The following is a 25759-nucleotide window of genomic DNA, read 5'->3' on the forward strand; positions in this document are numbered from 1 at the left end:
AGCCATGGAGTTCCGCTCCCGGGAAGGTGAGGCCAGGTACGCCGCGTTCGTCGAGCAGGCTGCCTCCGCCGTGGTGGGTCTGGACTTCGACGGCACGCTCTCGCCGATCGTCGAGGACCCCGACCAGGCGACCATCCACCCCGACGCACCCGACGTGCTGGTCGGGCTGGCCGAGGTCGTCGCCGCGATCGCGGTGATCACCGGCCGCCCGGCGCGCCAGGCCCTCGCGCTCGGCGGGCTCGACGAGGTGGGCAGGGCCATCGCCGAGCGGGGCAAGGAGCTCTACATCTTCGGGCAGTACGGCAACGAGCGCTGGAGCTCGACCCGGCGCCGGATCATCTCCCCGCGCCCGCCGCAGGGCCTGGCGTCGTTCGTGCGCTCGCTGCCCGGCGTGCTGCGGCGCCACGACGCCGAGGACGCCCACGTCGAGCTCAAGGGGCTCGCGGTCGCCGTGCACACCCGCCGGCTGCCCGACGCCGACGCGGCGTACGAGCGGCTGCTGCCGCCCCTGCGCGCGCTGGCCGAGGAGCACGACCTCGTCGTGGAGCCCGGCCGCCAGGTGATCGAGATCCGCTCCGGCGGCATGGACAAGGGTCACGCCGTCCGCACCATCGTCGAGGAGCTCGACGCGCAGGCCTTCCTCTTCGCCGGTGACGACCTCGGCGACGTCGAGGCCTTCGACGCCGTCGCCCGGCTGCGCGACGAAGGCCTGGCCACCCTCCTCGTCTGCTCCGGCTCCGACGAGCAGCGTGCCCTGGCCCGCCTCGCTGACGTCGTCGTCGACGGCCCCGAGGGGGTCCTCGAGCTGCTGCGGCGGATCACCAAGGACGCGGCGGGCTGACGGTCTGGTGCGGTAGTCCCCGACGAGTTGGTCGGGTTACCCGCCGGTAAGGGGGCCAACTCGTCGGGGACTACCGCACCCATCCCATCGACCATCCACATGGTGGACGAGCGTCCCACGGACTGGACAGCCCGTTCAGGTCGCCCCGGCGCTGGCCGTACGGTGGGTCGCAGCTCATCGAGAGGGACTGAGGGAACGGCCCTGTGACGTCCCGGCAACCGCCGCCTGCCGACCGACGTCCCGTCGACCCGCGCTGGTGGAAACGGTGCCAAATCCGGCCCGCGGGCGAGAGCCGCCACGGGGAAGATGAGAAGGAGACTTCGTGAGCACCCTCGTCGCCGACACTGCCGCCGGCACTGCCGCCACCAGCGCCACCGACCCGGCCGCGGGCCTGCGCCCCAACGCGTTCGGGCACGCCACCGCCCTCTCGTGCCGCGAGTGCGGCCACCAGGTCGCGCTCGGCCCTCACTACGCGTGTCCGGAGTGCTTCGGGCCGCTCGAGGTGGCCTACGACTTCCCGGCCGTCACCCGTGAGGAGATCGAGGCCGGGCCCCGCAACATCTGGCGCTACAAGGCGCTGCTGCCGGTCCCCGCCGACATCGAGCAGAGCCCCAACACCGAGCCCGGCTTCACCCGGCTGCTGCGGGCCGACAACCTCGCCCGCGAGCTCGGCCTGACCACGCTGTGGGTCAAGGACGACTCGACCAACCCGACCAACTCCTTCAAGGACCGTGTCGTCGCCTGCGCGCTGTCGGCCGCCCGCGAGCTCGGCGCCAAGGTGTTCGCCTGCCCCTCGACCGGCAACCTCGCCAACGCCGTGGCCGCGGCCGGGGCCCGCGCCGGCATCAAGACCGTGGTCTTCATCCCGAGCGACCTCGAGCACCCCAAGCAGGTCAATTCGGCGGTCTACACCGAGAACCTCGTCGCCGTGAACGGCACCTACGACGACGTCAACCGCCTCGCCTCGGAGATCGCCGGCGAGGAGGAGGGCTGGGCGTTCGTCAACGTGAACGTGCGCCCCTTCTACGCCGAGGGCTCCAAGACCCTGGGCTACGAGATCGCCGAGCAGCTCGGCTGGCGGATCCCCGACCAAGTCGTGATCCCGGTCGCGTCGGGCTCGCAGCTGACCAAGGTCGACAAGGCGTTCCAGGAGCTGATCGCCCTCGGCCTGGTCGAGGACAAGCCCTACCGGATCTTCGGCGCCCAGGCCACCGGGTGCTCGCCGGTCTCCGCGGCGTACAAGGGCGACCACCAGGTCGTCCGCCCGGTCAAGCCCGACACGATCGCGAAGAGCCTGGCCATCGGCAACCCGGCCGACGGCGTCTACGTGCTCGACATCTGCCGGCGCACCGGCGGCGCGGTCGAGGACGTCACCGACGACGAGGTGCGCGCGGGCATCCTGCTGCTGGCCCGCACCGAGGGCATCTTCACCGAGACCGCGGGCGGAACCACCGTCGGCGTGCTCAGGAAGCTCGTCGAGACCGGCCGGCTCGACCCCACGCTCGAGACCGTCGTGATCAACACCGGCATGGGTCTCAAGACGCTGGACGCCGTCTCCGGGTCGGTGGGTCCGGCTGCCACGATCGACGCGTCGTACGACGACTTCCGCGCCACCGGCATCGCCTGACCTGCCGCCCCGCCCGCCCTCGACCCGACCCAGGAGCACCACCGTGAGCGTGTCCGTCCGCATCCCGACCATCCTGCGCACCTACACCGGCGGTGACTCCGAGGTGAGCGCCGACGGCGCGACCCTCGCCGAGGTGCTCGACAGCCTCGACGCGCAGTACGCCGGGATCAAGGGCCGGATCGTCGACGAGGGCGGCGACCTGCGCCGCTTCGTCAACGTCTACGTCGGCAACGACGACGTGCGCTTCCTCGACGACCTCGCGACCCCGACGCCCGACGGGGTGCAGATCTCGGTCATCCCTGCCGTCGCGGGCGGCTGACGCCGACCTCGCGCACCGTCTCGGGCACGACCCACCAGTTCTCCATCCGAACGAGGGCCGGCGCGGTCCGGCCCTCGTCGAGCACCCGCCCCAGCCGGAGCAGGTACGCCGCGATGCCGGCGGCGCCCTGGTACCAGCCGACACCGGGCGGCAGGAGGGGGTCCTCGTTGCGGTGCTCGACGAAGCGCCAGCAGGCCCGGTCACCGTCGACCACGGCGTGCTCGACGATCGCGTCGGCGAGCACCAGCGCGAAGTCGAGGTCCTCGCGCCGGCCGCCCCGCTGCCAGGCGTCGAGGAAGGTGTCGGCGACCCCGGCGGTGCCGCAGCAGCGGCCGTCGTTGTCCCAGAAGCCGGGGTGACGCCGCTCGGGGATGCCCGAGGCGCGCACCGCGCGCAGGCACTCGCCGTACCACTGCTCCGGAGTGCGCCCGGCGACGTGGTCGACGCCGGCCCGCTCCAGCGCGGCGAAGAGCACCGACGTGCCGGACGGCCCGTGGCACCAGCCCCACGCCAGCTCGTCCTCGTCGTAGCCGGGAGGCTCCGGCACGACGTGCGGCACGGCGAGCCCCTCGACCTCGGGCGAGCCGAGGGCGATCACCTCCTGCGCGCCGCGCACCGCGGCGTCGACCAGCTCGGTGCGGTCGAGGGCCACCCCGGCCAGGGCCAGCGCCGCGGCGACGCCGGCGGTGCCGTGGGAGAAGTTCGGCATCGCGAAGGACGTCTCGCGCCGCTCCGCGGCAGGGGCGAGGTGCCACATCAGGCCGTGGTCGGTCGGTTCGGCGGCCTCGAGCAGCGCGTCGGCCGCGATCGCGGCGAGGTCGGGGCGGCCCGCCCACAGTGCTCCGAGCAGCACGCCGGCGTTGCCCAGCGTGGCGTCGTTGAGCACCGCGCCGTCGCGCAGCCGCGGCTCTCCGACCAGCTGCTGGGGCCAGCCCTCCGGTGTGGCGAGGGCGACCAGCCGGTCGGCGGATGGTCCGGGGTCGTGGCCCAGCGCCACCTGGGCGCCGAGCGTGCTGACCAGCCCCACGAAGTAGCTCGGCTCGGTCTGGGTCGCCGCGAGGTGCTCGAAGCGGTCGGCGAGCGCCGCCGCCAGCCGGGCCTCCTCGTCGGTCCACGCACGGCCCAGCGCGACCTCGGCCAGCACGTAGGCCAGCCCGGCGGTGCCGCTGTGCATCTCGTCGCGGAACTCGGGCGGCTCGCTGCTGCCGCCGTTCTGCGGGATCCACGGACCCTCGCCGTCCCACTGCACCTGGTCGAGCACCCACCGCCAGCCGGCCTCACCGAGCCTGCGGTACTCCGCCCCCCGCTCCTCCATGCCCCGCATGCTGCCACGTCGCGGCCCCGACTACAGCAGCGCGCGGCGGGCGGCGAGGTGACGGGCCTCGGCCTCGTTCGCGCACAGCGCCAGCGCCTCGTCGTACGCCTCGCGGGCGTCGGCGGGCCGGTCGGCGCGGGCCAGCAGCTCGGCACGGACGCCCGGCAGCCGGTGGCCCGGCAGCTCCAGCCCCTCGAGCAGTGCCAGCCCGGCGAGCGGGCCGTCGGCCTCGGCCACCGCGACGGCCCGGTTGAGCCGGACGACCGGGCTCCCGGTGAGCTGCTCGAGCTCGGCGTAGCGGGCCGCGATCCGCGACCAGTCGGTGTCCTCCGGGCGGGGCGCCACCGCGTGCTCCGCGGCGACCAGCGCCTGCAGGAGGTACGGCGCGGGCGGCCCGGCCGTGTGGGGCGTGAGCAGGGCGAGCGCCTCGGCGATCTCGTCGTGGTGCCAGCGCGACCGGTCCTGGTCGGGCAGCAGCACCAGCTCGCCGTCGGGCCCGACCCGGGCGTCACGGCGCGCGTGCTGGAGCAGCACCAGCGCGAGGAGCGCGTCGAGCTCGGAGCGGCCGGGCGCCAGCTCGCGCAGCAGCCGGACCAGCCGCACCGCCTCCCCGGCGAGGTCGGGCCGCAGCAGGTCCGGCCCCGACGCCGGCGCGTAGCCGGCGGTGAAGGCGAGGTAGGCGACGTCGGCCGCGGTACCGACCCGCGCGTCGAGCTCCGCGCCGCTCGGCAGCTCGAAGCGCTCCCGCGCCAGCCGCTTGCGGGCGCGGGTGAGCCGGGCCGCCATGGTCGGCACGGGCACCAGGAACAGCCGGGCGATGTCGGCGGTGCTCACGCCGAGCACGAGCCGCAGGCTCAGGGCGGCGGCGGCCTCCCGCTCGAGCGCCGGGTGGGCGCAGAGCAGGACGAGCCGCAACCGCTCGTCGCGCACCCGCTCCCCGGCGTCGGCCATCACCCGCTGTGCCTCCTCGGTCAGGTCGGCCTCCACGGCGAGCAGGGGCAGCTTGCGGGCCGCCACGGCCTCGCTCCGGAGCCGGTCGACGATCCGCCGGCGCGCGGTGGTCAGCAGCCACGCGGGCGGGTTGTCGGGCGGGCCGTCCACCGGCCAGCGGCGGGCGGCCGCCTCGAAGGCGTCGGCCAGGCCGTCCTCGGCCAGGTCGAGCCGGCGGTACTGCGCGACGAGCAGGGCCAGCAGCCGGCCCCACTCCTCGCGGAGCAGGGTCCCGAGGTCGGGGTCGTCGACGCTCAGCCGCGCTCCCCGTAGTCGTAGCCCCCGACCCGGACGACGGGCCGCACCTCGATCGCGTAGTGGTCGGGCAGCACCCGGACCAGCTGCTCGACCGTCGCGAGGTCGTCGGCGTCGACGAGGTAGAAGCTCCCGAGCTGCTCGACCGACTCGGCGTACGGCCCCTCGGTGAGCACGCGGTGCCCCCCGACGGTGCGCAGCGTGTGCGTCGACGCGGCGTCCGCGAGCGCCTCTCCGGCCACCAGGTGGCCGCGCTCGCGGACCGCCGCGTCGAACGCGACGTGGGCGTCCATGAGGGCTGCGCGCTCGGCCTCGTCGGCCCGGGACCAGAAGCCCGGGTCCTCCTCCGAGAGCAGCAGCAGGTACCTCACGACATGCCCAGGCACTCACGCAGCTCGAGGCCCGACTCGGCGTCGGCGAGGATGCCGACCACCTGGGCGAGGTCGTCGACGTCGGTGCTGTCGATCAGGTAGAAGCCCGAGAGGTGCTCGACCGACTCGGCGTACGGGCCGTCGGTCACCGTGACCGCGTCGCCGACCTTGGAGACGGTGCGCGCCTGCGAGGCGGGGGCCAGCTCGGCGCCGGCCACGATCTTGTGGCCGCGGGCGGCGAGGGCCTCGGCGAACGCGGTGTGCTTGGCGTAGACCGCCTGGCGCTCCTCCTCGGGGCGCGACGCCCAGTCCTGCTCGCTGTCGGGGATGAGGAGGATGTACTGGGTCATGGTGGTGTCCTCTCGAACGTCTGGAATGAGTCTGACACCGGGATGACGGGTGAGGAACCGCCAGATCGACAGCGTCTCCGCACCTGCCTAGCCTCGGGTGGTGTCCCTGGTCCTCCTCGCGACCTGCTCCGACTGGCCCCACGGCGAGCCCGGCGCCCCCGCCCTCGACGCCGCCCTGGCCGCGCGGGGCATCCGGTCGCGCTGGGCGTGCTGGGACGACGCGGGCGTCGACTGGGCCGCGGCCGACCTCGTCGCGGTGCGCGCGACCTGGGACTACACCGAGCGGCCCGGGGAGTTCCTGGCGTGGGCGCGCCGGCTCGACCCGGCCCGGCTGCTCAACTCCGCCGACGTCTTCTCCTGGAACCTCGACAAGGCCTACCTCGTCGGGCTCGCCGACCTGCCGGCCGTGCCGACCGTGGCGGCCGACAGCGACGCGGAGCTGCGGGAGGCGGTGGCCGCCACGCTCTCGTCGTACGGCGGGGCGGTGGTCAAGCCGCGCACCGGTGCCAACGGCGCCGGGGTGATCGTGGTCGACAGCCCCGGTGACCCGCGCCTGGGACGGAACCTGCCGGCCGAGCTCCCCGGGCTGAGGGGCGCGACCGGGCCCTGGGCCGTGCAGCCGCTCGTGGCGTCGGTGCGCACCGAGGGGGAGAGCTCGGTGTTCGTGGTCGGCGGCCGCGCGGTGAGCCAGGTGGACAAGCGCCCGGGCGGGGAGGAGATCCGCGTGCACGAGCACTTCGGCGGGGACTCGACCGCGGTGCCGCTGCGCGACGAGGCGGCCGACCTGGCGGTCCGGGCCGTCGCGACCGCGAGCGAGCGGCTCGGCGGGCCCCTCGACTACGCCCGGGTCGACCTGATGCGCCTCGACGACGGCCGGCTCGCGGTCAGCGAGCTCGAGGCCATCGAGCCCGGGCTCCACCTCGACGTGCTGCCGGCGAACGCCGAGCCGTTCGCCGACCTGGTCGAGCTGCGGCTCGCGACCGCCCCGCGCTGACAGCCATCGTTTGCACTCGACCCACCCGAGTGCTAAAACTGAGGCTGGCACTCGTAGCATGAGAGTGACAACCATCCGGACTCGGCAGGTCGAGGTCCACAGCGCCGGCAGGAAGGGTCTGCCGGGACAGCCGGACCGTCCGTCGCGGGCGACCCCGGGTCCGTCCAGAACTCAGCGTGAGGAATCGCAGGAGTTATGCCGAAGCTGATTGCGTTCAACGAGGAGGCCCGCCGCGGCCTCGAGCGTGGCATGAACACGCTCGCCGACGCGGTGAAGGTGACGCTGGGCCCCAAGGGTCGCAACGTCGTCCTCGAGAAGAAGTGGGGCGCGCCCACCATCACCAACGATGGTGTGAGCATCGCCAAGGAGATCGAGCTCGAGGACCCCTACGAGAAGATCGGGGCCGAGCTCGTCAAGGAGGTCGCCAAGAAGACCGACGACGTCGCGGGTGACGGCACCACCACCGCCACCGTGCTGGCCCAGGCGATGGTCCGCGAGGGCCTGCGCAACGTGGCCGCCGGCGCCAACCCGATGGGTCTCAAGCGCGGCATCGAGGCCGCCGTCGCCGCCGTGTCCGAGCAGCTGCTCGGCATGGCCAAGGACGTCGAGACCAAGGAGCAGATCGCCGCGACCGCGTCGATCTCCGCTGCTGACCCCACCGTCGGCGAGATCATCGCCGAGGCGATGGACAAGGTCGGCAAGGAGGGCGTGATCACGGTCGAGGAGTCGAACACGTTCGGCCTCGACCTCGAGCTCACCGAGGGCATGCGGTTCGACAAGGGCTACATCTCGGCGTACTTCGTCACCGACCCGGAGCGCATGGAGACCGTGCTCGAGGACCCCTACGTCCTCATCGCGAACTCCAAGGTGTCCTCGGTCAAGGACCTGCTGCCGCTGCTCGAGAAGGTCATGCAGTCGGGCAAGCCGCTGGTGATCATCGCCGAGGACGTCGACGGCGAGGCGCTGTCGACCCTGGTCGTCAACAAGATCCGTGGCACCTTCAAGTCCGTCGCCGTCAAGGCCCCGGGCTTCGGTGACCGCCGCAAGGCCATGCTGCAGGACATCGCGATCCTGACCGGTGGCCAGGTCATCAGCGAGGAGGTCGGCCTCAAGCTCGAGAACGCCGGCATCGAGCTGCTCGGCCAGGCCCGCAAGGTCGTCATCACCAAGGACGAGACCACCATCGTCGAGGGTGCGGGCGACACCGCCCAGATCGAGGGCAGGGTCAACCAGATCCGCGCCGAGATCGAGAAGTCCGACTCCGACTACGACCGCGAGAAGCTCCAGGAGCGCCTCGCCAAGCTGGCCGGCGGCGTCGCCGTGATCAAGGTCGGCGCGGCCACCGAGGTCGAGCTCAAGGAGCGCAAGCACCGCATCGAGGACGCCGTGCGCAACGCGAAGGCGGCCGTCGAGGAGGGCATCGTCGCCGGTGGCGGCGTGGCCCTGGTGCAGGCTGCCGACGCGGCCTTCGAGAAGCTGGAGCTCACGGGCGACGAGGCCACCGGTGCCGCCATCGTCCGCGCGGCCACCGAGGCCCCGCTCAAGCAGATCGCGATCAACGCCGGCCTCGAGGGCGGCGTCGTGGCGGAGAAGGTGCGCGGCCTGCAGTCGGGCCACGGCCTCAACGCCGCCACGGGCGAGTACGTCGACATGATCGGTGCCGGCATCCTCGACCCCGCCAAGGTGACCCGCTCGGCGCTGCAGAACGCCGCGTCGATCGCCGCGCTGTTCCTCACCACCGAGGCCGTCGTGGCCGACAAGCCGGAGAAGGCCGCGCCCATGGGCGGCGACCCGACCGGCGGCATGGGCGGCATGGACTTCTGAGTCCCGCCGCTCCCTGAACACCGCACCACCGCTGACCCGCCGTTAGTTAACGGCGGGTCAGCGTCATTTCGCGGTCTCTCCTGTGGATGACGAGAGGTCGACGACACCGAGGACGATCACCGTGATGCCGAGCACGGGCAGCACCAGCGTCCATGCCGTCGGCAGCATGCCGATCACGGCGCCGATCGTGACCAGCGCGAACCCCACCCTGGGGTGACGCGGCCACAGCACGGCGCCGACCAGCACGAGCGCGCCGCCGCCGAGGAGCGTGCCCGACCAGAAGACCCGGGCTGCGACCGTGTCGCCCAGGTGGGCGACCGTCTCAGCCACGCCGAAGGCGAGCAGCAGCACGCCGAGAGTCAGGGTGAGCCACCGGCCGACCCGGGAGCGCATCGTCCGAGGGTACTCCCGGAGCCCCCGTCGTCGGAGCGTGTGACCTCAGGGTTGTCGGGGAACGTGGAGGACGTGGCGACCCCTGCGCAGGACCCTGCTGCCGACACCCGCCGCGCGCGCTTCGAGGAGCTCACGGGCCGCGTGGTCGAGCCGCTGCGGCGCTACCTGGCCCGGCGTGCCGAACCCGGCACCGCGGGGGACGCGCTCGCGGACACCCTGCTCGTCTGCTGGCGGCGGCTCGAGGACGTGCCCGACCTCGCTCTCCCGTGGGCGTACGGCGTGGCCCGCAAGTGCCTCGACAACGCCGCCGGCTCCCCTGCCTCCGACCGCGAGCCCGGGGAAGGCCCGGGCAGCTCGGAGGAGCAGTGGGCCCTGGCGCGGTTGCAGCCCGCCGACGCCGAGCTGCTGCGCCTGTGGGCGTGGGAGCAGCTCGAGCCGGTGGAGATCGGGCAGGCACTCGAGCTGCCCCCGGACGCCGTCGAGGAGCCGCTGCGCCGGGCGCAGGAGCGGTGCCGCGACGAGCTCGGCGTGACCTCGCCTGCGGCTGACGACCTTGACGATGCCGACCGGCTCCGAGCCCGGCTGCGGGCGGCGGACCCGGCCGCGACGCTCCCGACCGCCGACCCCGCCGCGGTCGACCGGCTCCGCGAGGGGGCGATGACCCGCGACGCTTGGGGGGAGTCGCGGACCGATGGCACCCGCGGGCGCAGCGGGCTGACCTGGGTGGTCGCCGCGGCTGCCGCACTGGTGATCGTCGGCGTGGGCCTCTTCGTGCTGATCCGGGGTGACGAGGCCACCGACCCGCCACCCGCACCCGCCCCGGCCGGCACGACCGAGCTCACGGCCCCGACCGGCGCGGCGACGGCCGGGCGCTGCCTGCCGCCGGCCGCGGACGTGCTGGCCGCGGACGCCGACGTCGCCTTCGACGGCACGGTCACCTCGGTCGCCGCCGGGGAGGCCATGCTCACCACCACGCACTGGTACGCCGGCCGGCCGACCGAGACCGTCGTCGTCCGGGCGCCGTCGGAGCAGATGCAGCAGCTCCTGTCGGCCGTCGACCTGCAGGAGGGTGAGCGCTACCTCGTCGCCGGCGACCGCCGCGGCTCGGTGATGCTGTGCGGCTTCAGCGACCGCTACGACACGCGGCTCGCGGCGCTGTACGCCGAGGCGTTCGGCGAGTGAGCCGCCCGGGGGTGGCAGGCTGACGGCGTGAGCGTCGCCGGACTCCTCCTCGCCGCGGGTGCGGGCCGTCGCCGCGGCGGGCCCAAGGCGCTGGCGCACGACCCCGACGGCACCTCGTGGCTGCGCCGCGGGCTCGCGGTGCTGCGTGACGGTGGTTGCGCCGAGGTCACGGTGGTGCTGGGGGCGGGTGCCGAGGAGGCCCGGGCCGTGCTGGGCGCCGACCCGGCAGACGTCGTGGTCGCCGAGGACTGGGACGAGGGCATGGGCGCCTCGCTGCGCACCGGGCTGACCGCGCTGGGGGCCCGGGCGGTCGACGCGCCGGCCGCCGACGCCGCTCTGGTGCTGCTGGTCGACCTGCCCGACGTCGGCGCGGACGTCGTGGCGCGCCTGGTCGCCGCGGTCGACGGACCCGGCGCCCTCGCCCGCGCGGCGTACGACGGCGAGCCCGGCCACCCGGTCGTGCTCGGCCGCGACCACTGGGCCGGCGTGGTGGCGACCGCGCGCGGCGACCGGGGCGCCCGCGACTACCTGCGCGCGCACCCGCCGGTGCTCGTCGAGTGCGGCGACCTCGCCACGGGCGCCGACGTCGACGGGCCGGTGTGAGGCCGTGACCGCGCCGCCCCGGCTGCAGCCGCTGGTGCGCGCCCGGCTGGGCGGGCTGGGGGAGCGGGGTGCGGCCTGGCACGAGGCCCTGCCCGACCTGCTCGACCGGCTGGCCGACGAGTGGCGGCTGACCTGGGGGCGACCGCTGCCCGGCGGCAGCGCGTCGTACGTCGTGGCGGCGGAGACGACCCACGGCGAGCCGCGGGCGGTCAAGGTGCCGGTGCCCGACGCCGACCTCGCTGACGAGAGCCGGGTGCTCGCGGCCGCCGGCGGCCGCGGCTACGTGCGGCTCCACGGCCACGACGCGCAGAGCGACGCGCTGCTGCTCGAGCGGCTCGGCGACAGCCTCGACCGCTCGGCCCGCCCGCCCGAGGAGCAGCTCGCGGCCCTCGCCGAGACGCTCCACGAGGCCTGGACCGTCGACCTGCCGGCGCTGCCGGGGCAGGAGGACAAGGCGGTCGGGCTCCACCGGCTGGTCCGCGAGCTCGACGAGCGCCTCGGCCACCCGACCCACCCGCGGGTGCTGCGCACCGCGCTCGACCACGCCGAGCGGCTGGCCGGCTGGGACGGGCCGACCGTCACCGTGCACGGCGACCCCCACCCGGCCAACACACTGCGCGCCCCCGACGGTCGCGGCAGCGGCTGGCTGCTGGTCGATCCCGACGGCTTCCGCGCCGACCCCGCGTACGACGCGGGGGTGACGCTGCGCGACTGGTGCAGCCACCTGCGCGGCCCCGACGCCGGCCGCCGGCTGCGCGCCTGGACCGCGCTCGTCGCCGGGCGCACCGGGCTCGACCCCGACCGGGTGTGGGCGTGGGCCTTCCTCGAGCGGGTCTCCACCGGGCTCCACGTCTGGGGCTTCGGCGCCGACCGGGTGGGCCGGCCGTTCCTCGAGAGCGCGGCGGCGCTGCTCAGCGCGCCCGCCTGACGCGCACCGGGCCGCGGGCGGCGGTGACGTCGACGACCGCGCCGCTCGAGGAGGCCGCCGGCGCCGGGCACGCGTCCCGTCTCCAACCTTGCTCCAACGTGTCGCTGAGTACCGTGGACGGCATGGATTCCGTGGCCCAGATCGCCGAGCGCCTCGAGGCGACCGGCTACCTCGCCGACGACGCGCTCGCCACGGTCACCTGGCTGGCCCTCACCATGGACCGCCCGCTGCTCGTCGAGGGCGAGCCCGGTACCGGCAAGACCGCGCTCGCCGAGGCGATGGCGCAGGTGCTCGAGGTCCCGCTGATCCGGCTGCAGTGCTACGAGGGCATCGACGCCACCCAGGCGCTCTACGACTGGGACTTCCCCCGCCAGATCCTCCACCTGCGCGCCCTCGAGGCCGCCGGCGGCGCTGACGTCGAGGAGGCCGAGAAGAGCCTGTACGACGAGCGGTTCCTTCTCGCGCGTCCGGTCCTGGCTGCGCTCCAGCAGAGCCCGGCGGTGCTGCTGGTCGACGAGGTGGACCGGGCCGACGACGAGTTCGAGGCGTTCCTGCTCGAGGTGCTCTCGACCTACCAGGTCACGATCCCCGAGCTCGGCACCGTCAAGGCCGCGACGCCGCCGTTCGTGGTGCTGACCTCCAACCGCACCCGCGAGCTCCACGACGCCCTCAAGCGCCGCTGCCTCTACCACTGGATCGACCACCCGGGCCTCGAGCGCGAGGTCCAGATCGTGCGCTCGCGCGCCCCCGAGGTCTCCGCCGAGCTCGGTCGCCAGGTGGTGACGCTCGTGCAGCAGCTGCGCGCCCGCGACGACCTGCTCAAGCCGCCCGGCGTCGCCGAGACGCTCGACTGGGCGCGCGCCCTCGACCACCTCGGCCGCACCGAGGTCGACCTCGCCACCGCGTCCGCGACGCTCGGGGCGCTGGTGAAGTACCGCGAGGACGCCGACAAGGTGCAGCAGGCGCTCGACCGGATGCTGCGGACATGACCTCGACCGACGGCCCGGTGCTCCACCACCCGGACGAGGTGCTGCTGGCCTTCACCCGGGCGCTGCGGGCTGCCGGGGTGCCGGTCACGCAGGACCGCGCCCACGGTTTCCTGTCCGCCGTCGCGGTGCTCGGTCTCGACGACCAGCGCGCGACGTACACGGCCGGGCGGGCCACGCTCTGCGGCGGGCCCGACGACCTCGCCCGCTACGACCAGGTCTTCGAGGCGTTCTTCGACCACCGCGACGGCCTGCCGCGCTCGCGGCCGGCGGCGCCCACGCGCCCGACCTTCTCGGACCTGCCCGAGACCGACCGCGACGACGCCGAGGGCGACGACGCCGAGTCGCCCGACGACGTGGTGCGCGCCCGGGCCACCGCGGCCGAGGTGCTGCGCCACCGCGACGTCGCCACCATGTCGCCGGCCGAGAAGCGACGCCTCGACGCGATGTTCGCGACCCTGCGGCCGCGCCCGCCGTCCCGTCGTACGGCGCGCCACCAGCGGTGGCACCGCGGCGAGCTCGACGCCTCGCGCACGCTGCGCGGCAGCCTGCGCCGGATGGGCGAGCCGGGCGACCTCGCGTGGCGGCGCCGCGGACGCCGGCCGCGCCGGGTGGTGCTGCTGATCGACGTGTCGGGCTCGATGAGCGGGTACGCCGACGCGCTGCTGCGGCTGGCCCACACCTTCACCCACGGCGTGCCCGGGTCGCCGCGGGGCGCGGTCGAGACGTTCACGCTCGGCACCCGGCTCACCCACCTGACCCGCGCGATGCGGCTGCGCGACCCCGACCGCGCGCTCGTCGCGGCCGGCGAGACCGTGCCCGACTGGTCGGGCGGCACCCGCCTCGGCGAGACGCTGCGGATCTTCCTCGACCGCTGGGGCCAGCGCGGCATGGCGCGGGGCGCGGTGGTCGTGGTCTTCAGCGACGGCTGGGAGCGCGGCGGCGCCGACCTGCTGGCCGAGCAGATGGCGCGGCTGCAGCGGATCGCGCACCGCGTGGTCTGGGTGAACCCCCACCGGGGGAAGGCCGGCTACGAGCCGGTCCAGCAGGGGGTCGTGGCCGCGCTGCCCCACTGCGACGACTTCGTGGCCGGGCACTCCCTGGCCACCTTCGCCGAGCTGATGGAGCTGGTGTCCCGTGCGTGAGGTCCTGCCCGAGCTGATGGAGTGGTGGCGCGCCGGCGAGACGATCGGCGTCGGCACGGTCGTGGCGACCTTCCAGTCCGCCCCGCGCCCGGCCGGCGCCTCGATGCTGGTCGGACCCGACGGCTCGGCCGTCGGGTCGGTGTCGGGCGGCTGCGTCGAGGGCGCGGTCTACGACCTCGCCCAGGAGGTCGTCGAGGACGGCACCCCCGTGCTCAAGCGCTACGGCATCTCCGACGAGACCGCCTTCTCGGTCGGCCTGACCTGCGGCGGCATCCTCGACGTCTACGTCGAGAAGGTGAACCGCGAGACCTTCCCCGAGCTCGAGGAGGTCGCCGCCGACCTCGAGGCCGGGCGTCCGGTCGCGCTGGCGACGGTCGTCGAGCACCCCGACCCCGCGTGGCTCGGGCGTCGCGTCCTGGTGCGCCCCGACCAGGAGCTGTCGGGCACGCTCGGCAGCCCCCGCGCCGACGACGCCGTGCGCGACGACGCGCTCGGCCTGCTCGAGTCGGGGCACAACGCCACGCTGGGCTACGGCCCCGACGGCGAGCGGCGCGGCGAGGGGATGCGGGTCTTCGTGTGGGCGTTCGCGCCCAAGCCGCGGATGCTGGTCTTCGGCGCGATCGACTTCGCCGCGGCCGTGGCCCGGGTGGGCTCGTTCCTCGGCTACCACGTGACCGTCTGCGACGCGCGCCCCGTCTTCGCGACCAGCACGCGGTTCCCCGAGGCCGACGAGGTCGTCGTCGAGTGGCCCCACCGCTTCCTCGAGGCCGAGCGCGAGGCCGGGCGGATCGACTCCCGCACGGTGCTGTGCGTGCTCACCCACGACCCGAAGTTCGACGTGCCCCTGCTCGAGGTCGCGCTGCGGCTCGACGACGTCGCCTACATCGGCGCGATGGGGTCGCGTCGTACGCACGAGGACCGGATCACCCGCCTCAAGGAGGCCGGCCTCACCGACGACGAGATCGCTCGGCTCTCCAGCCCGATCGGCCTCGACCTCGGGGCCCGCACGCCCGAGGAGACCGCGATCAGCATCGCCGCCGAGATCGTCGCCGGCCGCTGGGGCGGCTCCGGTGAGCCCCTCGGCGCCACCTCCGGCCGGATCCATCACCCGCGCCCGCGGCTGGGCGCGGAGGTCTGAATCCGGGCCCCGGTGCCTCGGCCCTGACCTGACCACCCGCCCGAGCCGTTTCGCTGTGACCGGCGGCACAGTACTTTGGAGGGCACCCGAGTCCCGAGGTGCTCCATGACCGATGTCCGCGACGAGCTGCAGGCGCGCCGTCTCGACGCCGTGCGCGCGTGGACGCGGTTCGTGGAGCTCGGCGACGACGCCGAGGCGGCCGTGCGCCCGGAGATCCGGCGCAGCTGGGAGCTCTCCGGCTCCGCGATCACGTACGACGTCGCCGAGGCCCCGCTCGACGACGAGGGCGACACCGCGGCGTACTGGCTCGACACGCCGCTCGCCGTCGCCGTGGGCAACGTCGAGTCCGAGCTGCGCCGCACGGCGGAGGACGGCGACCTCGTGATCGCGGTGACCGACGCGGAGACACGGATCCTGTGGACCTACGGCGGCCGGGTGATGCGGCGCAAGGCCGAGTCCGTGAACTTCGTGCCGGGCGGCCGCTGGGACGAGAGCAGCGTCGGCACCAACGCCCTGGCGATCACCAACCGCACCGGCGACCCGTCGATGGTCTTCAGCGCCGAGCACTACGCCTCGATGGTGCACAACTGGGTGTGCTGGGCCGCGCCGCTGCACGACCCGGTCTCGGGGGAGCAGATCGGCGTGATCGACCTGTCGACGACGTGGGACCGCACCCACCCGATCGGGCTGGCCACCGCCCGCGTGATGGCCCGGCTGATCGAGACCGCGATGCCCCGCACGCGGCAGTGGGCCGACGCGAGCCGCGCGCCGGTGCCGCCCGACGAGCCCGGCCTCACCCTCAGCCTGCTCGGCACCGCCGAGGCATGGCTCGACGGGCAGCGGCTGCTGCTCAACCGCCGGCAGACCGAGATCCTGGCCCTGCTGACCATGCACCCCGAGGGGCTCTCGGTCGAGCAGCTGCACGCCGCGGTGTACGGCGACCAGGCGGTCACCCTCTCCACGCTCAAGGCGGAGGTCTCCCACCTGCGCGCTGCCCTCGGGGGCGCCCTCGCGTCGCGCCCCTACCGCCTCATGCTGCCGGTGCGCACCGACGTCGACGAGGTGCTGGCCCTGCTGCGCCGGGGCGCGGTGCGCGCGGCCGTCTCGGCGTACCGCGGCGACCTGCTGCCCGGCACCAACGCCCCCGCGCTCGTCGAGCTCGCCGAGTTCCTCGCCGTCTCGGTGCGCGAGGCCCTCCTGGCCCGCCCCGACCCGGCGGCCGTCCTGCGCTACAGCGAGCTCGCGCCGTACGACGTCCAGGTGCTCGAGGTCGCCCTCGCCGCCCTCGGCCCGCGCGACCACCCCGCCAAGCCCCTCCTCAAGGGCCGCCTCGCCGTGGCCCACCGCTGACCGTTCGACTGATCCAGCTGACGGTTCGACGGGTGACCAACCATTCGCCAACCGGGGGTGCCTAACGTGACGCCGGTCACCACGGGCGCGCGCCCGCACGGGTCCACTAGGGAGAGTCCATGACGAGGATCAGCCTGACCGTCGACGGGAGCTTGGTCTCCGACGACGTCGAACCCCGGATGCTGCTGGTGCAGTACCTCCGCGAGAAGCTCGGGAAGACCGGCACCGTGATCGGTTGCGACACCAGCAACTGCGGTGCCTGCACCGTCCACCTCAACGGCCGCAGCGTGAAGTCGTGCAACGTGCTGGCGGTGCAGGCCGACGGGGCCGAGGTCCTCACGATCGAGGGCCTGGTCACCGACGGCGAGCTGCACCCGGTGCAGGAGGCCTTCCGCGAGTGCCACGGCCTCCAGTGCGGGTTCTGCACGCCGGGCATGATCATGCAGAGCATCGACCTGCTCAACGAGAATCCCAGCCCCACCGAGGAGGAGATCCGACTCGGGCTCGAGGGCAACCTGTGCCGATGCACCGGCTACCACAACATCGTCAAGGCCGTGCAGCACGCCTCCGCGCAGGGAGGTGCCCAGTGACCGCCGTCGACGAGCGTGACACCCGGCCCGAGATCGGCCGCGACCGGCGCCGCAAGGAGGACCAGCGCCTGATCACCGGCCGCACCCGGTGGACCGACAACATCACCCTCAACGGGATGCTGCACCTCGCGATGGTGCGCAGCCCCTTCGCCCACGCCACCATCTCGAGCATCGACACGTCGGCGGCCGAGGCGTCTCCCAACGTCGTCGCCGTGCTCACCGGCGCCGACCTGGCCGACACCCAGGGCGTCATCATCAACGCCTGGCCGATCAGCCCCGACCAGGTGTCGCCGACGCACCTGCCGATGCCCGCGGACCGGGTGAGCTTCGCGGGCGAGATCGTCGCCGTCGTCGTGGCGCGCACGGTCGCCGAGGCGCGGGACGCCGCCGAGCTCGTCGACGTGGAGTACGACGTGCTCCCCGCGGCGCTGGACCTCAAGGAGGCGGCGACCGACGCGGTGCTCGCGCACCCCGACCTCGGCACCAACAGGTCGGCCACCTGGAAGTTCGACTCTGCCGAGGCCGGCACGGGCGGCAACGTCGAGGAGGCGATCGCCGAGGCCCGCGACGGGGGCATCGTGATCGAGCGCGAGTACCGCCAGCAGCGGCTGATCCCGGCCTTCATGGAGCCGCGCTCGACCGTGGTGGACCCGACCGGCGAGCAGATCACGATGTGGTCGGCGACGCAGATCCCGCACGTCCTGCGGTTCGCCCTCGCGGCGACCACCGGCGTCCCGGAGTCGAAGATCCGCGTGATCGCCCCCGACGTGGGTGGTGGGTTCGGCGGCAAGCTGCAGACGACGCCCGAGGAGTTCATCACCTTCGCGGTGGCGCGGCGGCTCGGCAAGCCGGTCAAGTACACCGAGACCCGCTCGGAGTCGCTGCTCGCCTGCCACCACGGTCGCGACCAGTGGCAGAAGATCACGCTCGCCGCGAAGGCGGACGGCACGGTGACCGGTCTCAAGGTGGAGCTGCTCACCGACCTCGGCTCGTACAACGCGCTGCTCGGCGGCGGCACGCCCGTGCTCGGGGCCTTCATGTTCAACGCGATCTACAAGTTCCAGGCCTACCAGTTCAACGTCCAGACAGTGCTCACGAACAAGACCTGGACCGACGCCTACCGCGGCGCCGGCCGTCCGGAGGCGACGTTCGCCATCGAGCGCACCATGGACGAGCTCGCGGCCGAGCTCGGGGTCGACCCCCTCGAGATCCGGGAGAAGAACTGGATCAAGCACGAGGAGTTCCCGTTCACCAGCGTGTGCGGGCTGACCTACGACTCGGGCAACTACGAGGCCGCGACCGCGCGCGCCAAGGAGATGCTCGGGTACGACGAGCTCCGGGCCGAGCAGAAGCGTCGCCGCGAGTCCGGTGACCGCGTGCAGCTCGGCATCGGCGTCTCGACGTTCACCGAGATGTGCGGCCTCGCACCGAGCCGCGTGCTCGGCACGCTGGACTACGGCGCCGGCGGGTGGGAGCACGCCAGCGTGCGGATGCTCGCCACCGGCAAGGTCGAGCTCGTGACCGGCGCGAGCGCCCACGGCCAGGGGCACGAGACGGTCTTCAGCCAGATCGTGGCGGACCGGCTCGGGGTCCCGTTCGAGGACGTCGAGGTGCTCCACGGTGACACCCAGGTCGCCCACAAGGGCATGGACACCTACGGTTCCCGGTCGTTGGTGGTCGGAGGCGAGGCGGTGGTGCGCGCCGCGGAGAAGGTGATCGAGAAGGCCAAGCCGATCGCGGCGCACCTGCTCGAGGCCAGCGTCGACGACCTCGACTTCGGGGGTGGACGCTTCAGCGTCCGCGGCACCGACCAGGGCCTGACGATCCAGGAGGTCGCCCTGGCCACCTTCGCGGCGCACAACTACCCCGAGGGGATCGAGCCCTACATCGACGCGGAGTCCACCTACGACCCGATCGACTTCAACTACCCGCACGGCACCCACCTGTGTGCGATGGAGGTCGACACGGAGACCGGCGGCGTCACGATGCGCCGCTACGTCTGCTGCGACGACATCGGCAACATCATGAACCCGCTCATCGTCGCGGGACAGGTCCACGGCGGGGTGACCCAGGGCATCGCCCAGGCGCTGTGGGAGGAGGCGGTCTACGACGACAACGGCACGCTGGTGTCCGGGTCGTTCGTCGACTACCTGCTGCCGACGTCGGCCGACACGATCAGCTACGAGATCGACCACACGACGAGCCCGTCGACGACCAACTCGCTGGGCGCGAAGGGGGTCGGCGAGGCCGGCACCATCGCCTCGACGCCGGCGGTCGTGAACGCGGTCATCGACGCGGTGCGCCACCTCGGCGTGAACGACATCGTCATGCCCTGCACGCCCGAGCGGGTGTGGAAGGCGATCAACCAGGCCGGGTCCGGCGGGTCCACCGAGGGGGCGGCGATGCCGCACTTCGACGCCTCCGAACCCGGCACCGACAGCACGGAAGGAGCCGGCGCGTGATCCCCGCACCGTTCGACTACCTCGCCCCGACCTCGGTCGACGAGGCGCTCGCCGCGCTCGCCGAGCACGGTGACGACGCCAAGATCATCGCCGGTGGCCAGAGCCTGCTCCCGGTGCTCCGGATGCGGCTCAACGCCCCCGAGGTGCTCATCGACCTCGGCCGGATCGACACCCTGCGCGGCATCCGCGACGACGGCGACGCGATCGTGATCGGCGCGATGACGCCGCACCACGAGGTCGGCTCCGACGCGCTCGTCGCCGAGCACGCCGCGCTGGTCAGCAAGGCCGTCGAGCACCTCGCCGACGCCCAGATCCGCCACCGCGGCACCTTCGGCGGCGCGCTGGCGCACGCCGACCCCGCGGGCGACCTGGGGGCCCCGACGCTCGCGCTGGGCGCCCAGTTCGTGATCGCCGGCTCGGGCGGCACCCGCACGGTGGCGGCCGACGACTTCTTCGTCGACCTCTTCGAGACCGCGATCGGCGAGGACGAGATCCTCACCGAGGTGCGCATCCCGAAGCACACCGGCTGGGGCGCGCACTACGAGAAGTTCGTGAGGGTGGCCCACCAGTGGCCGATCGTCGCCGTCGCGGCGGCGGTCAAGGCGGACGGCGGCACCATCTCCGAGGCGCGGATCGGGCTGACCAACATGGGGTCGACGCCGATCCGGGCCCGCGGGGTCGAGGAGGCGCTCGTCGGCCAGCCGGTGACGGAGGACGGCGTGCGGGCGGCGGCGGAGAAGGCCGCCGACGGCACCAACCCTCCCTCCGACCTCAACGGCGACAGCGACTACCGCAGGCACCTCGCCGGCGTGCTCACGCGCCGGGCCGTGCTCGCGGCGGCCGGGGGCTGATCGCCTGATGGAGCTGACCCACCGCTTCACCGTCCCGACCGGCGTCGAGGAGACCTGGGCGCACTTCGCCAACATCGCCGAGGTCGCGGAGTGCTTCCCCGGCGCCACCGTGAACGACGTCGACGAGAGCGGCACCTTCCACGGCTCGTGCAAGGTGAAGCTCGGCCCGATCGCGCTCGTCTACAACGGCTCGGGCACCTTCGTGGAGAAGGACGACGCGGCCCACCGCTTCGTCGTCGACGCCCACGGCAAGGACAAGCGCGGCAACGGCACCGCCGGCGCCAAGGTGACCCTGACCATGGCGGGCGACGGCGACAGCACGGACGTCGAGGTGCTCACCGACCTCGCCATCACCGGCAAGCCGGCGCAATTCGGCCGGGGCGTGATGCAGGACGTCTCCGACAAGCTGCTGGGCCAGTTCGTGGCCTGCCTCGAGACCCGGCTCGCCGGGGGGACGGACGAGACCCCCGGCGAGTCTGGCCGGCCGGGGGCAGCCCCCGTGGAGGGGGCCGCCGCGCCGGCCGGGCCGGAGGAGGCCGCGGAGCCCGTCGAGCCCGCAGCCGGGCCCGCGCCGGTCACCCCGGTGGCTCCGCCGGTCCCCGCGGCGGAGTCGCGGTCGGCAGGTGGCTCGCGCGCCGCCCGCACCGCCGCGCCGCCGCAGGACGACGCGCTCGACCTGGGGGCGACCGTGCTGCCGATCCTGGCGAAGACCTACTGGAAGCAGGCCGCCGCGGTCGTCGCGGTGGTGGCGCTGATCATCTGGTGGGTCACGAGGGACTGACCATCGCAGGCCGGGCCGCGGGTCGCACCCCGTTCACCTCGGGGGTGATCCGCGGCTCGACCCGCGCCACGGCGTACGCACCGCACAGCACCGACCCGACGACGAGCACCCCGATGTACGCCGTGCCGAGGCCGTGCCCGATCAGCAGCCCGGCGATCGGCGGTGCGATCACGGCCGCGAGCTGGAAGGCCGCGGACGACAGCGCGTTGTAGCGGCCCCGCAGGTGGTCGGGCGCGAGGTCGTTGACCAGCGCCGGGATCGTCGGCTGCAGCATCGTCTCCCCGAGCGCGAAGACCGACGCACAGGCGGCCACCAGCAGGGTGGCGCCCAGGGTGCCCGGCACCAGCCCGGAGAGCCCGAGCAGCAGCCACGCCCCGGCCCACACCACGCCCATCACGCCGATGATCCGGGTGCGGCGCCGGCCCTCGATCCGCTTGAGCACGGCGAGCTGCAGGATCACGATGACGACCGTGTTGGCCGCGAAGGCGAAGCCGAGCCCGCGCGTCGAGATCTCCCCGACGTCGGTGGCGTAGGCCGGCATGCCGGCGTTGAGCTGGGAGTAGCCGACGAACGACGACACGAAGCTCAGCAGCGCGAGCGAGGCGACCGCGGGCCGGCGCAGCAGCGCGAGGTAGCCGACCTGCTCCGCCGCCACCTCCCCGTCGTGCACCGGTCGCCCGGCGACGTGGCGCAGCGGCCACAGCAGCAGCACCAGCGCGGGCGTGAAGCTGAGCGCGTCGACGAGGTAGAGGGCCTGGAAGGTGCGCGGGTCGTCGACGTCGGCGAGGAAGCCGCCGATGATGCCGCCGATCCCGATGCCGAGGTTGAGCAGCGCGAAGTTGACCCCGAAGTAGCGCTGGCGCAGCTCGGTCGGGATCACGTTGGCGACCAGGCTCTGCCAGGCCGGCCACGAGACGCCGAAGGCGATGCCCGACAGCGTCAGGGCGACCGCCGCCACCCACGGCTCCGTGGCCACCACCATCACCAGGTCGCCCAGCACCAGCAGCGTCAGCGCCAGGATCTGCACCGGCCGGGCGCCGATCCTGTCGATCACCGCGCCACCGGGCCCGACGACGAGGAAGCCGACGAGCGGCGGCACCCCGAGCAGCAGGCCGACGGTGCCGAGGTCGAAGCCGCGCACGTCGTTGAGGTAGACGACGTGGAACGGCAGCACCAGGCCGGTGCCGAGGAATTCGAAGACGACGACGGACAGCAGCAACCTGCCCTCGCGGGGCAGGTCGTGCCAGAACGACGTCAGGCCGGGGCGCTGGTCCAGATCACTCATCACGCCGAGTCTTGCAAGTGCCACCGACACGGGGCACCGGGTTTTCCGATCGAGGGTGCTCCTGACCGTGAGGCCCTACGCTGCCTGCTGTGAAGCGCGCCCTGGGCATGGTGCTCGGCCTCGCCGTCGTGGCCGCACTGGCGTGCCTCCCGGCACTGTTCTGGAACGTCACCTTCTCCTCCGACCAGTCCTACGAGGAGACGACGATCCGCAAGTACGACGCGGAGTTCACCGTCGGCGAGAACGGCCGGATGGACGTCACCGAGACGCTCACGGTCGACTTCCCCTCCTCCGGCAAGCACGGCATCTTCCGGTTCTGGGACGTCGCCGACGAGAACGCGCCGACCCTGCGCCGGGTCCCCGAGGACATCGAGGTGACCCGCGACGGCCAACCCGAGGAGTGGGAGCAGCTCGAGGAGGACCGCGGGCGCTACGAGGTCGCCAGGTTCGGCTCGCAGTACGTGACGCTCGACCCCGGCCTGCACACCTACGAGATCAGCTACAGCGTGGACGACGTGCTGATCCCCGACCCCGACGACGCGAGCGCCTCCGAGCTCTACTGGAACCTGGTCCCGGGCGGCTGGCAGCAGCCGATCGACCGAGCGCTGCTGACCGTGCACCTGCCCGCCCCGGCCGAGGACGTGCAGTGCGGCGTCGGCTGGGACTCGACCACGGGCTGCGACGTCGCCGGCGAGGGCACGCAGACGCTCGTGGTGAAGGCCAAGGGGCTCGCCCCCCGCACGCCGGTCACCGTGCTCACCACCCAGGACGTGCCCGTGCCGCCGGTGCAGGGCGAGCAGCGCCCGTGGAGCGCGCGCTGGGACCGCGTGCTCGGGCCCGGCCCGGTCGCCCTGGGGGCCGTGCTGCTGCTGGCCCTGCTGCTGGGGGTCTGGGGCTCCGTGCTGGGGGCCCGGTCGCGGGAGCCGAAGCCCGGCTTCCCGCTGCAGTACGCCCCGCCCGACGACATCGGCCCGGCGCAGGGGCAGTACATCCTCACCGAGGGCATCAAGCGGGAGGCGTTCGTCGCCTCGATCCTCCAGGCGGCCGAGAAGGGTGCGGTCACCCTCGGCCACGACGGCGACCGCTGGTCGCTCACCGACAAGGCCGGCCCCGCGGGCTGGCGGCCGGTGGACCCGGTCACCGGCACCGTCGCCCGGCTGCTCGACGGGCCGGGGGACACCTTCACCGCCGACCCGTCCAGCGTGAGCGCGGGGAAGAAGCTGAAGAGCCGGGTCGACACCTTCGAGCGCGAGCTGAAGACCTGGGCCCGCAGCAACAACCTGCTCGTGCCGAGCGGGCTCGGCGGCCTCGGCGGGCTGCTGGTGCTGCTGGCGCTCGTGGCGATGGTCCTGGCGCTGACCTGGAACCCGCTCGACATGACGATGACCGCGCTGGTGCCCGCCGCGTTCGGGCTGGGCGCGATCTCGCTGCTGCGCCCCGGCGCGGGCACCCGTCGTACGGCGACGGGGCGCGACCTCTGGTCGCGTGTCGGCGGCTTCCACCGCGTGCTCTCGACGCCGTCGAGCGAGAACCGCTTCGACTTCTCGGGCCGCCAGGAGCTGTACACGGCGTACATCCCGTGGGCGGTGGCGTTCGGCTGCGCCGACGTGTGGGCCGCGAAGTACCGCACCGAGACCGGCACGGAGCCGCCCGTCCCCACCTACTTCCCCGTCGGTGGCTCGTGGACCCACGGCGACCCGACCTCGAGCATGGTCGACAGCTTCTCCCACACGGTCGACTCGGCGATCTCCTCCTACGAGGCCACGCAGCGCTCCTCGAGCAGCGGCGGTGGGGGCGGCTTCTCCGGCGGTGGCGGTGGCGGCGGCGGAGGGGGTGGCTCCTGGTGAGCCGCTCGCGCATGATGTTCCAGCACTCCCGAGAAGAGGTAGCTCCGTGACCACTGCCCTGATCGTGATCGGCGTCCTCGTCGTCGCCGTGATCGCCTTCGTCGTGATCGGCTTCAACAAGCTGCGCACCACCGACATCGGCGCGCAGGAGGCGCTCGGCGGCATCGACGTGCAGCTCACCCGGCGCGCCGACCTGATCCCCAACCTCGTGGAGACGGTCAAGGGCTACGCCGCCCACGAGAAGGACACCCTCGAGCAGGTCACGGCGGCCCGCGCGCACCTCCAGTCGGCCGCCGCCGGGGACGACGTGGCCGCCAAGGCCGCCGCCGACGCGGAGATGCAGCAGGCGCTGGTGCGGCTCAACGCCGTCGCCGAGGCCTACCCCGACCTCAAGGCGAACGCCGGCTTCCTCGACCTGCAGAAGCAGCTCAACGAGACCGAGAACCAGATCTCCTTCGCCCGGCAGTACTACAACGACGCCGTCGCCACGCTCAACAAGGTCACCCAGACCATCCCGTGGATGTTCCTCACCGGCATCGCGAACGTGCACGAGCGGGAGTTCTACGACGCCCCCGAGGGCAACGAGACGGTGCCGAAGGTGCAGTTCTGACCGGGGCCGCTAGAACACGTTGAGCGGCCGGAACTGCACCGAGATCCGGGGGCCGGCGTGCGCGACCTTCGGCACGGCGTGCTCCCAGGTGCGCTGGCAGCTGCCGCCCATGACCACCAGGTCGCCGTGGCCCATCTCGACCGCGACCGACTCGCCACCCCCGCGGGGGCGCAGGCAGAGCCGGCGCGGGTCGCCGAGGGAGACGATGGCGACCATGGTGTCCTGGCTGCGCCCGCGGCCGATCGTGTCGCCGTGCCAGGCCACGCTGTCGCGGCCGTCGCGGTAGTAGCAGCACCCGGCGGTCACGAAGGGCTCGCCCAGCTCGGGCAGGTAGTGCGCGGACAGCGCGTCACGGGCCTCGACCAGCAGCGCGTGCGGCAGCGGCTCGCCCACCGCGTAGGTGTGCACGAGCCGCGGCACGTCGACCACCCGGTCGTACATCTGGCGCCGCTCGGCCCGCCACGGGACGTCGGCCACGAGCGTGGCGAAGACGTCGTCGGCGTCGGGGAGCCAGTTGCGGCACACGTCGATCCACGCGCCGCGGGAGAGCGGCGTGCGGGTGAGGCCCTCGGCCAGCTGCTCGCCGGGTGCGGGCAGGGTGGCCGGGCCGCCGTCGAAGAGGGTGCCCTGGAAGTCCACCCGCAGCACGGTAGCACAGGATCGAACACCTGTTCGATGTCTGAGCAGGCGCCGTGAGGTAATCTCTAGTTACATAATCTACA

General features: G+C 73.5%; 25 protein-coding genes and 1 riboswitch. Of the genes, 18 read left to right on the plus strand and 7 right to left on the minus strand.

Annotated elements, in window-relative coordinates:
* The first annotated feature begins 4 nt into the window (after nt 1–4).
* The 3 genes from otsB (at nt 5) to ACFPGP_RS03880 (ending at nt 2787) form a co-directional block, all read left to right on the plus strand.
* Nucleotides 5–841, plus strand: coding sequence for a trehalose-phosphatase (gene otsB, locus ACFPGP_RS03870; RefSeq protein ID WP_378587135.1), 837 nt, complete (start codon nt 5–7; stop codon nt 839–841).
* A 171-nt stretch (nt 842–1012) separates the two neighbouring features.
* Nucleotides 1013–1154, plus strand: a riboswitch (SAM riboswitch).
* Nucleotides 1155–1232: 78 nt separating this feature from the next.
* The gene (thrC, locus tag ACFPGP_RS03875) at nt 1233–2468 is read left to right on the plus strand and encodes a threonine synthase (RefSeq protein ID WP_378588076.1); all 1236 of its coding nucleotides are present in this window, start codon (nt 1233–1235) and stop codon (nt 2466–2468) included.
* A gap of 43 nt (nt 2469–2511) precedes the next feature.
* Nucleotides 2512–2787: a MoaD/ThiS family protein gene (locus ACFPGP_RS03880; protein WP_378587138.1), complete on the plus strand. Its 276-nt coding sequence runs from the start codon at nt 2512–2514 to the stop codon at nt 2785–2787.
* On the opposite strand, the gene ACFPGP_RS03885 is transcribed toward ACFPGP_RS03880, so the two are convergent.
* The 4 genes from ACFPGP_RS03885 to ACFPGP_RS03900 are packed head-to-tail and all read right to left on the minus strand — an operon-like array spanning nt 2762 to nt 6068.
* Nucleotides 2762–4102, minus strand: coding sequence for a lanthionine synthetase LanC family protein (locus ACFPGP_RS03885; RefSeq protein WP_378587141.1), 1341 nt, complete (start codon nt 4100–4102; stop codon nt 2762–2764). The two genes, ACFPGP_RS03880 and ACFPGP_RS03885, sit on opposite strands and share 26 nt — an antisense overlap.
* Before the next feature lie 30 nt (nt 4103–4132).
* The gene (locus tag ACFPGP_RS03890) at nt 4133–5350 is read right to left on the minus strand and encodes an RNA polymerase sigma factor (protein WP_378588078.1); all 1218 of its coding nucleotides are present in this window, start codon (nt 5348–5350) and stop codon (nt 4133–4135) included.
* The gene (locus ACFPGP_RS03895) at nt 5347–5718 is read right to left on the minus strand and encodes a YciI family protein (protein WP_378588081.1); all 372 of its coding nucleotides are present in this window, start codon (nt 5716–5718) and stop codon (nt 5347–5349) included. The genes ACFPGP_RS03890 and ACFPGP_RS03895 overlap by 4 nt, the downstream gene beginning before the upstream one ends.
* Entirely contained in the window at nt 5715–6068 is a 354-nt protein-coding gene (locus ACFPGP_RS03900; RefSeq protein ID WP_378587144.1) for a YciI family protein, read from the minus strand. The genes ACFPGP_RS03895 and ACFPGP_RS03900 overlap by 4 nt, the downstream gene beginning before the upstream one ends.
* A 100-nt stretch (nt 6069–6168) precedes the next feature.
* Here ACFPGP_RS03900 and ACFPGP_RS03905 point away from each other — a divergent pair, with 100 nt between their 5' ends.
* Together ACFPGP_RS03905 and groL are read left to right on the plus strand one after the other, a co-directional pair.
* Nucleotides 6169–7062, plus strand: a complete 894-nt coding sequence (locus tag ACFPGP_RS03905) for an ATP-grasp domain-containing protein (RefSeq protein WP_378587146.1) — start codon at nt 6169–6171, stop codon at nt 7060–7062.
* A 195-nt stretch (nt 7063–7257) separates the two neighbouring features.
* Complete coding sequence (gene groL, locus ACFPGP_RS03910) at nt 7258–8886, plus strand: chaperonin GroEL (RefSeq protein WP_378587149.1); 1629 nt, start codon at nt 7258–7260, stop codon at nt 8884–8886.
* 63 nt (nt 8887–8949) lie between these two features.
* Here the strand turns inward: groL and ACFPGP_RS03915 are convergent, their stop codons facing one another.
* The gene (locus ACFPGP_RS03915; protein ID WP_378587152.1) at nt 8950–9279 is read right to left on the minus strand and encodes a hypothetical protein; all 330 of its coding nucleotides are present in this window, start codon (nt 9277–9279) and stop codon (nt 8950–8952) included.
* 72 nt (nt 9280–9351) lie between these two features.
* Here ACFPGP_RS03915 and ACFPGP_RS03920 point away from each other — a divergent pair, with 72 nt between their 5' ends.
* The 11 genes from ACFPGP_RS03920 (at nt 9352) to ACFPGP_RS03970 (ending at nt 21295) form a co-directional block, all read left to right on the plus strand.
* Entirely contained in the window at nt 9352–10461 is a 1110-nt protein-coding gene (locus ACFPGP_RS03920; protein ID WP_378587155.1) for an RNA polymerase sigma factor, read from the plus strand.
* A gap of 27 nt (nt 10462–10488) precedes the next feature.
* Complete coding sequence (locus ACFPGP_RS03925; protein ID WP_378587158.1) at nt 10489–11064, plus strand: nucleotidyltransferase family protein; 576 nt, start codon at nt 10489–10491, stop codon at nt 11062–11064.
* Between the two features lie 4 nt (nt 11065–11068).
* Complete coding sequence (locus tag ACFPGP_RS03930; RefSeq protein ID WP_378587161.1) at nt 11069–11992, plus strand: aminoglycoside phosphotransferase family protein; 924 nt, start codon at nt 11069–11071, stop codon at nt 11990–11992.
* A gap of 122 nt (nt 11993–12114) precedes the next feature.
* Nucleotides 12115–12981 carry an AAA family ATPase gene (locus ACFPGP_RS03935; RefSeq protein ID WP_378587163.1) on the plus strand — a complete coding sequence of 289 codons (867 nt, stop codon included), beginning with the start codon at nt 12115–12117 and terminating at the stop codon, nt 12979–12981.
* Nucleotides 12978–14123, plus strand: a complete 1146-nt coding sequence (locus ACFPGP_RS03940) for a vWA domain-containing protein (protein ID WP_378587166.1) — start codon at nt 12978–12980, stop codon at nt 14121–14123. The genes ACFPGP_RS03935 and ACFPGP_RS03940 overlap by 4 nt, the downstream gene beginning before the upstream one ends.
* Complete coding sequence (locus ACFPGP_RS03945) at nt 14116–15261, plus strand: XdhC family protein (RefSeq protein WP_378587169.1); 1146 nt, start codon at nt 14116–14118, stop codon at nt 15259–15261. The genes ACFPGP_RS03940 and ACFPGP_RS03945 overlap by 8 nt, the downstream gene beginning before the upstream one ends.
* Before the next feature lie 105 nt (nt 15262–15366).
* Entirely contained in the window at nt 15367–16611 is a 1245-nt protein-coding gene (locus ACFPGP_RS03950; RefSeq protein WP_378587172.1) for a transcriptional regulator, read from the plus strand.
* 119 nt (nt 16612–16730) lie between these two features.
* Entirely contained in the window at nt 16731–17201 is a 471-nt protein-coding gene (locus ACFPGP_RS03955) for a (2Fe-2S)-binding protein (RefSeq protein WP_378587174.1), read from the plus strand.
* Nucleotides 17198–19663 (plus strand): xanthine dehydrogenase family protein molybdopterin-binding subunit, encoded by a 2466-nt coding sequence (locus ACFPGP_RS03960; RefSeq protein WP_378587177.1) that lies wholly within the window; start codon nt 17198–17200, stop codon nt 19661–19663. The genes ACFPGP_RS03955 and ACFPGP_RS03960 overlap by 4 nt, the downstream gene beginning before the upstream one ends.
* On the plus strand, nt 19660–20514 hold the full coding sequence (locus ACFPGP_RS03965; protein WP_378587180.1) for an FAD binding domain-containing protein: 855 nt from the start codon (nt 19660–19662) through the stop codon (nt 20512–20514). Before ACFPGP_RS03960 ends, ACFPGP_RS03965 begins: the two co-directional genes overlap by 4 nt.
* A 7-nt stretch (nt 20515–20521) precedes the next feature.
* Nucleotides 20522–21295 carry an SRPBCC family protein gene (locus ACFPGP_RS03970; RefSeq protein WP_378587183.1) on the plus strand — a complete coding sequence of 258 codons (774 nt, stop codon included), beginning with the start codon at nt 20522–20524 and terminating at the stop codon, nt 21293–21295.
* Here ACFPGP_RS03970 and ACFPGP_RS03975 read toward each other — a convergent pair.
* Nucleotides 21282–22580, minus strand: coding sequence for an MFS transporter (locus tag ACFPGP_RS03975; protein ID WP_378587187.1), 1299 nt, complete (start codon nt 22578–22580; stop codon nt 21282–21284). The genes ACFPGP_RS03970 and ACFPGP_RS03975 overlap by 14 nt on opposite strands.
* Nucleotides 22581–22669: 89 nt before the next feature.
* On the opposite strand from ACFPGP_RS03975, the gene ACFPGP_RS03980 reads away from it, so the two are divergent.
* On the plus strand, nt 22670–24427 hold the full coding sequence (locus ACFPGP_RS03980; protein ID WP_378587190.1) for a DUF2207 domain-containing protein: 1758 nt from the start codon (nt 22670–22672) through the stop codon (nt 24425–24427).
* A 46-nt stretch (nt 24428–24473) separates the two neighbouring features.
* Nucleotides 24474–25037, plus strand: a complete 564-nt coding sequence (locus ACFPGP_RS03985) for a LemA family protein (RefSeq protein WP_378587193.1) — start codon at nt 24474–24476, stop codon at nt 25035–25037.
* Nucleotides 25038–25046: 9 nt separating this feature from the next.
* Here the strand turns inward: ACFPGP_RS03985 and ACFPGP_RS03990 are convergent, their stop codons facing one another.
* On the minus strand, nt 25047–25676 hold the full coding sequence (locus tag ACFPGP_RS03990) for an alpha-ketoglutarate-dependent dioxygenase AlkB (protein WP_378587195.1): 630 nt from the start codon (nt 25674–25676) through the stop codon (nt 25047–25049).
* Nucleotides 25677–25759 lie beyond the last annotated feature (83 nt).

This window comes from Nocardioides taihuensis (assembly GCF_042657275.1).
Classification (GTDB): Bacteria; Actinomycetota; Actinomycetes; order Propionibacteriales; family Nocardioidaceae; genus Nocardioides; species Nocardioides taihuensis.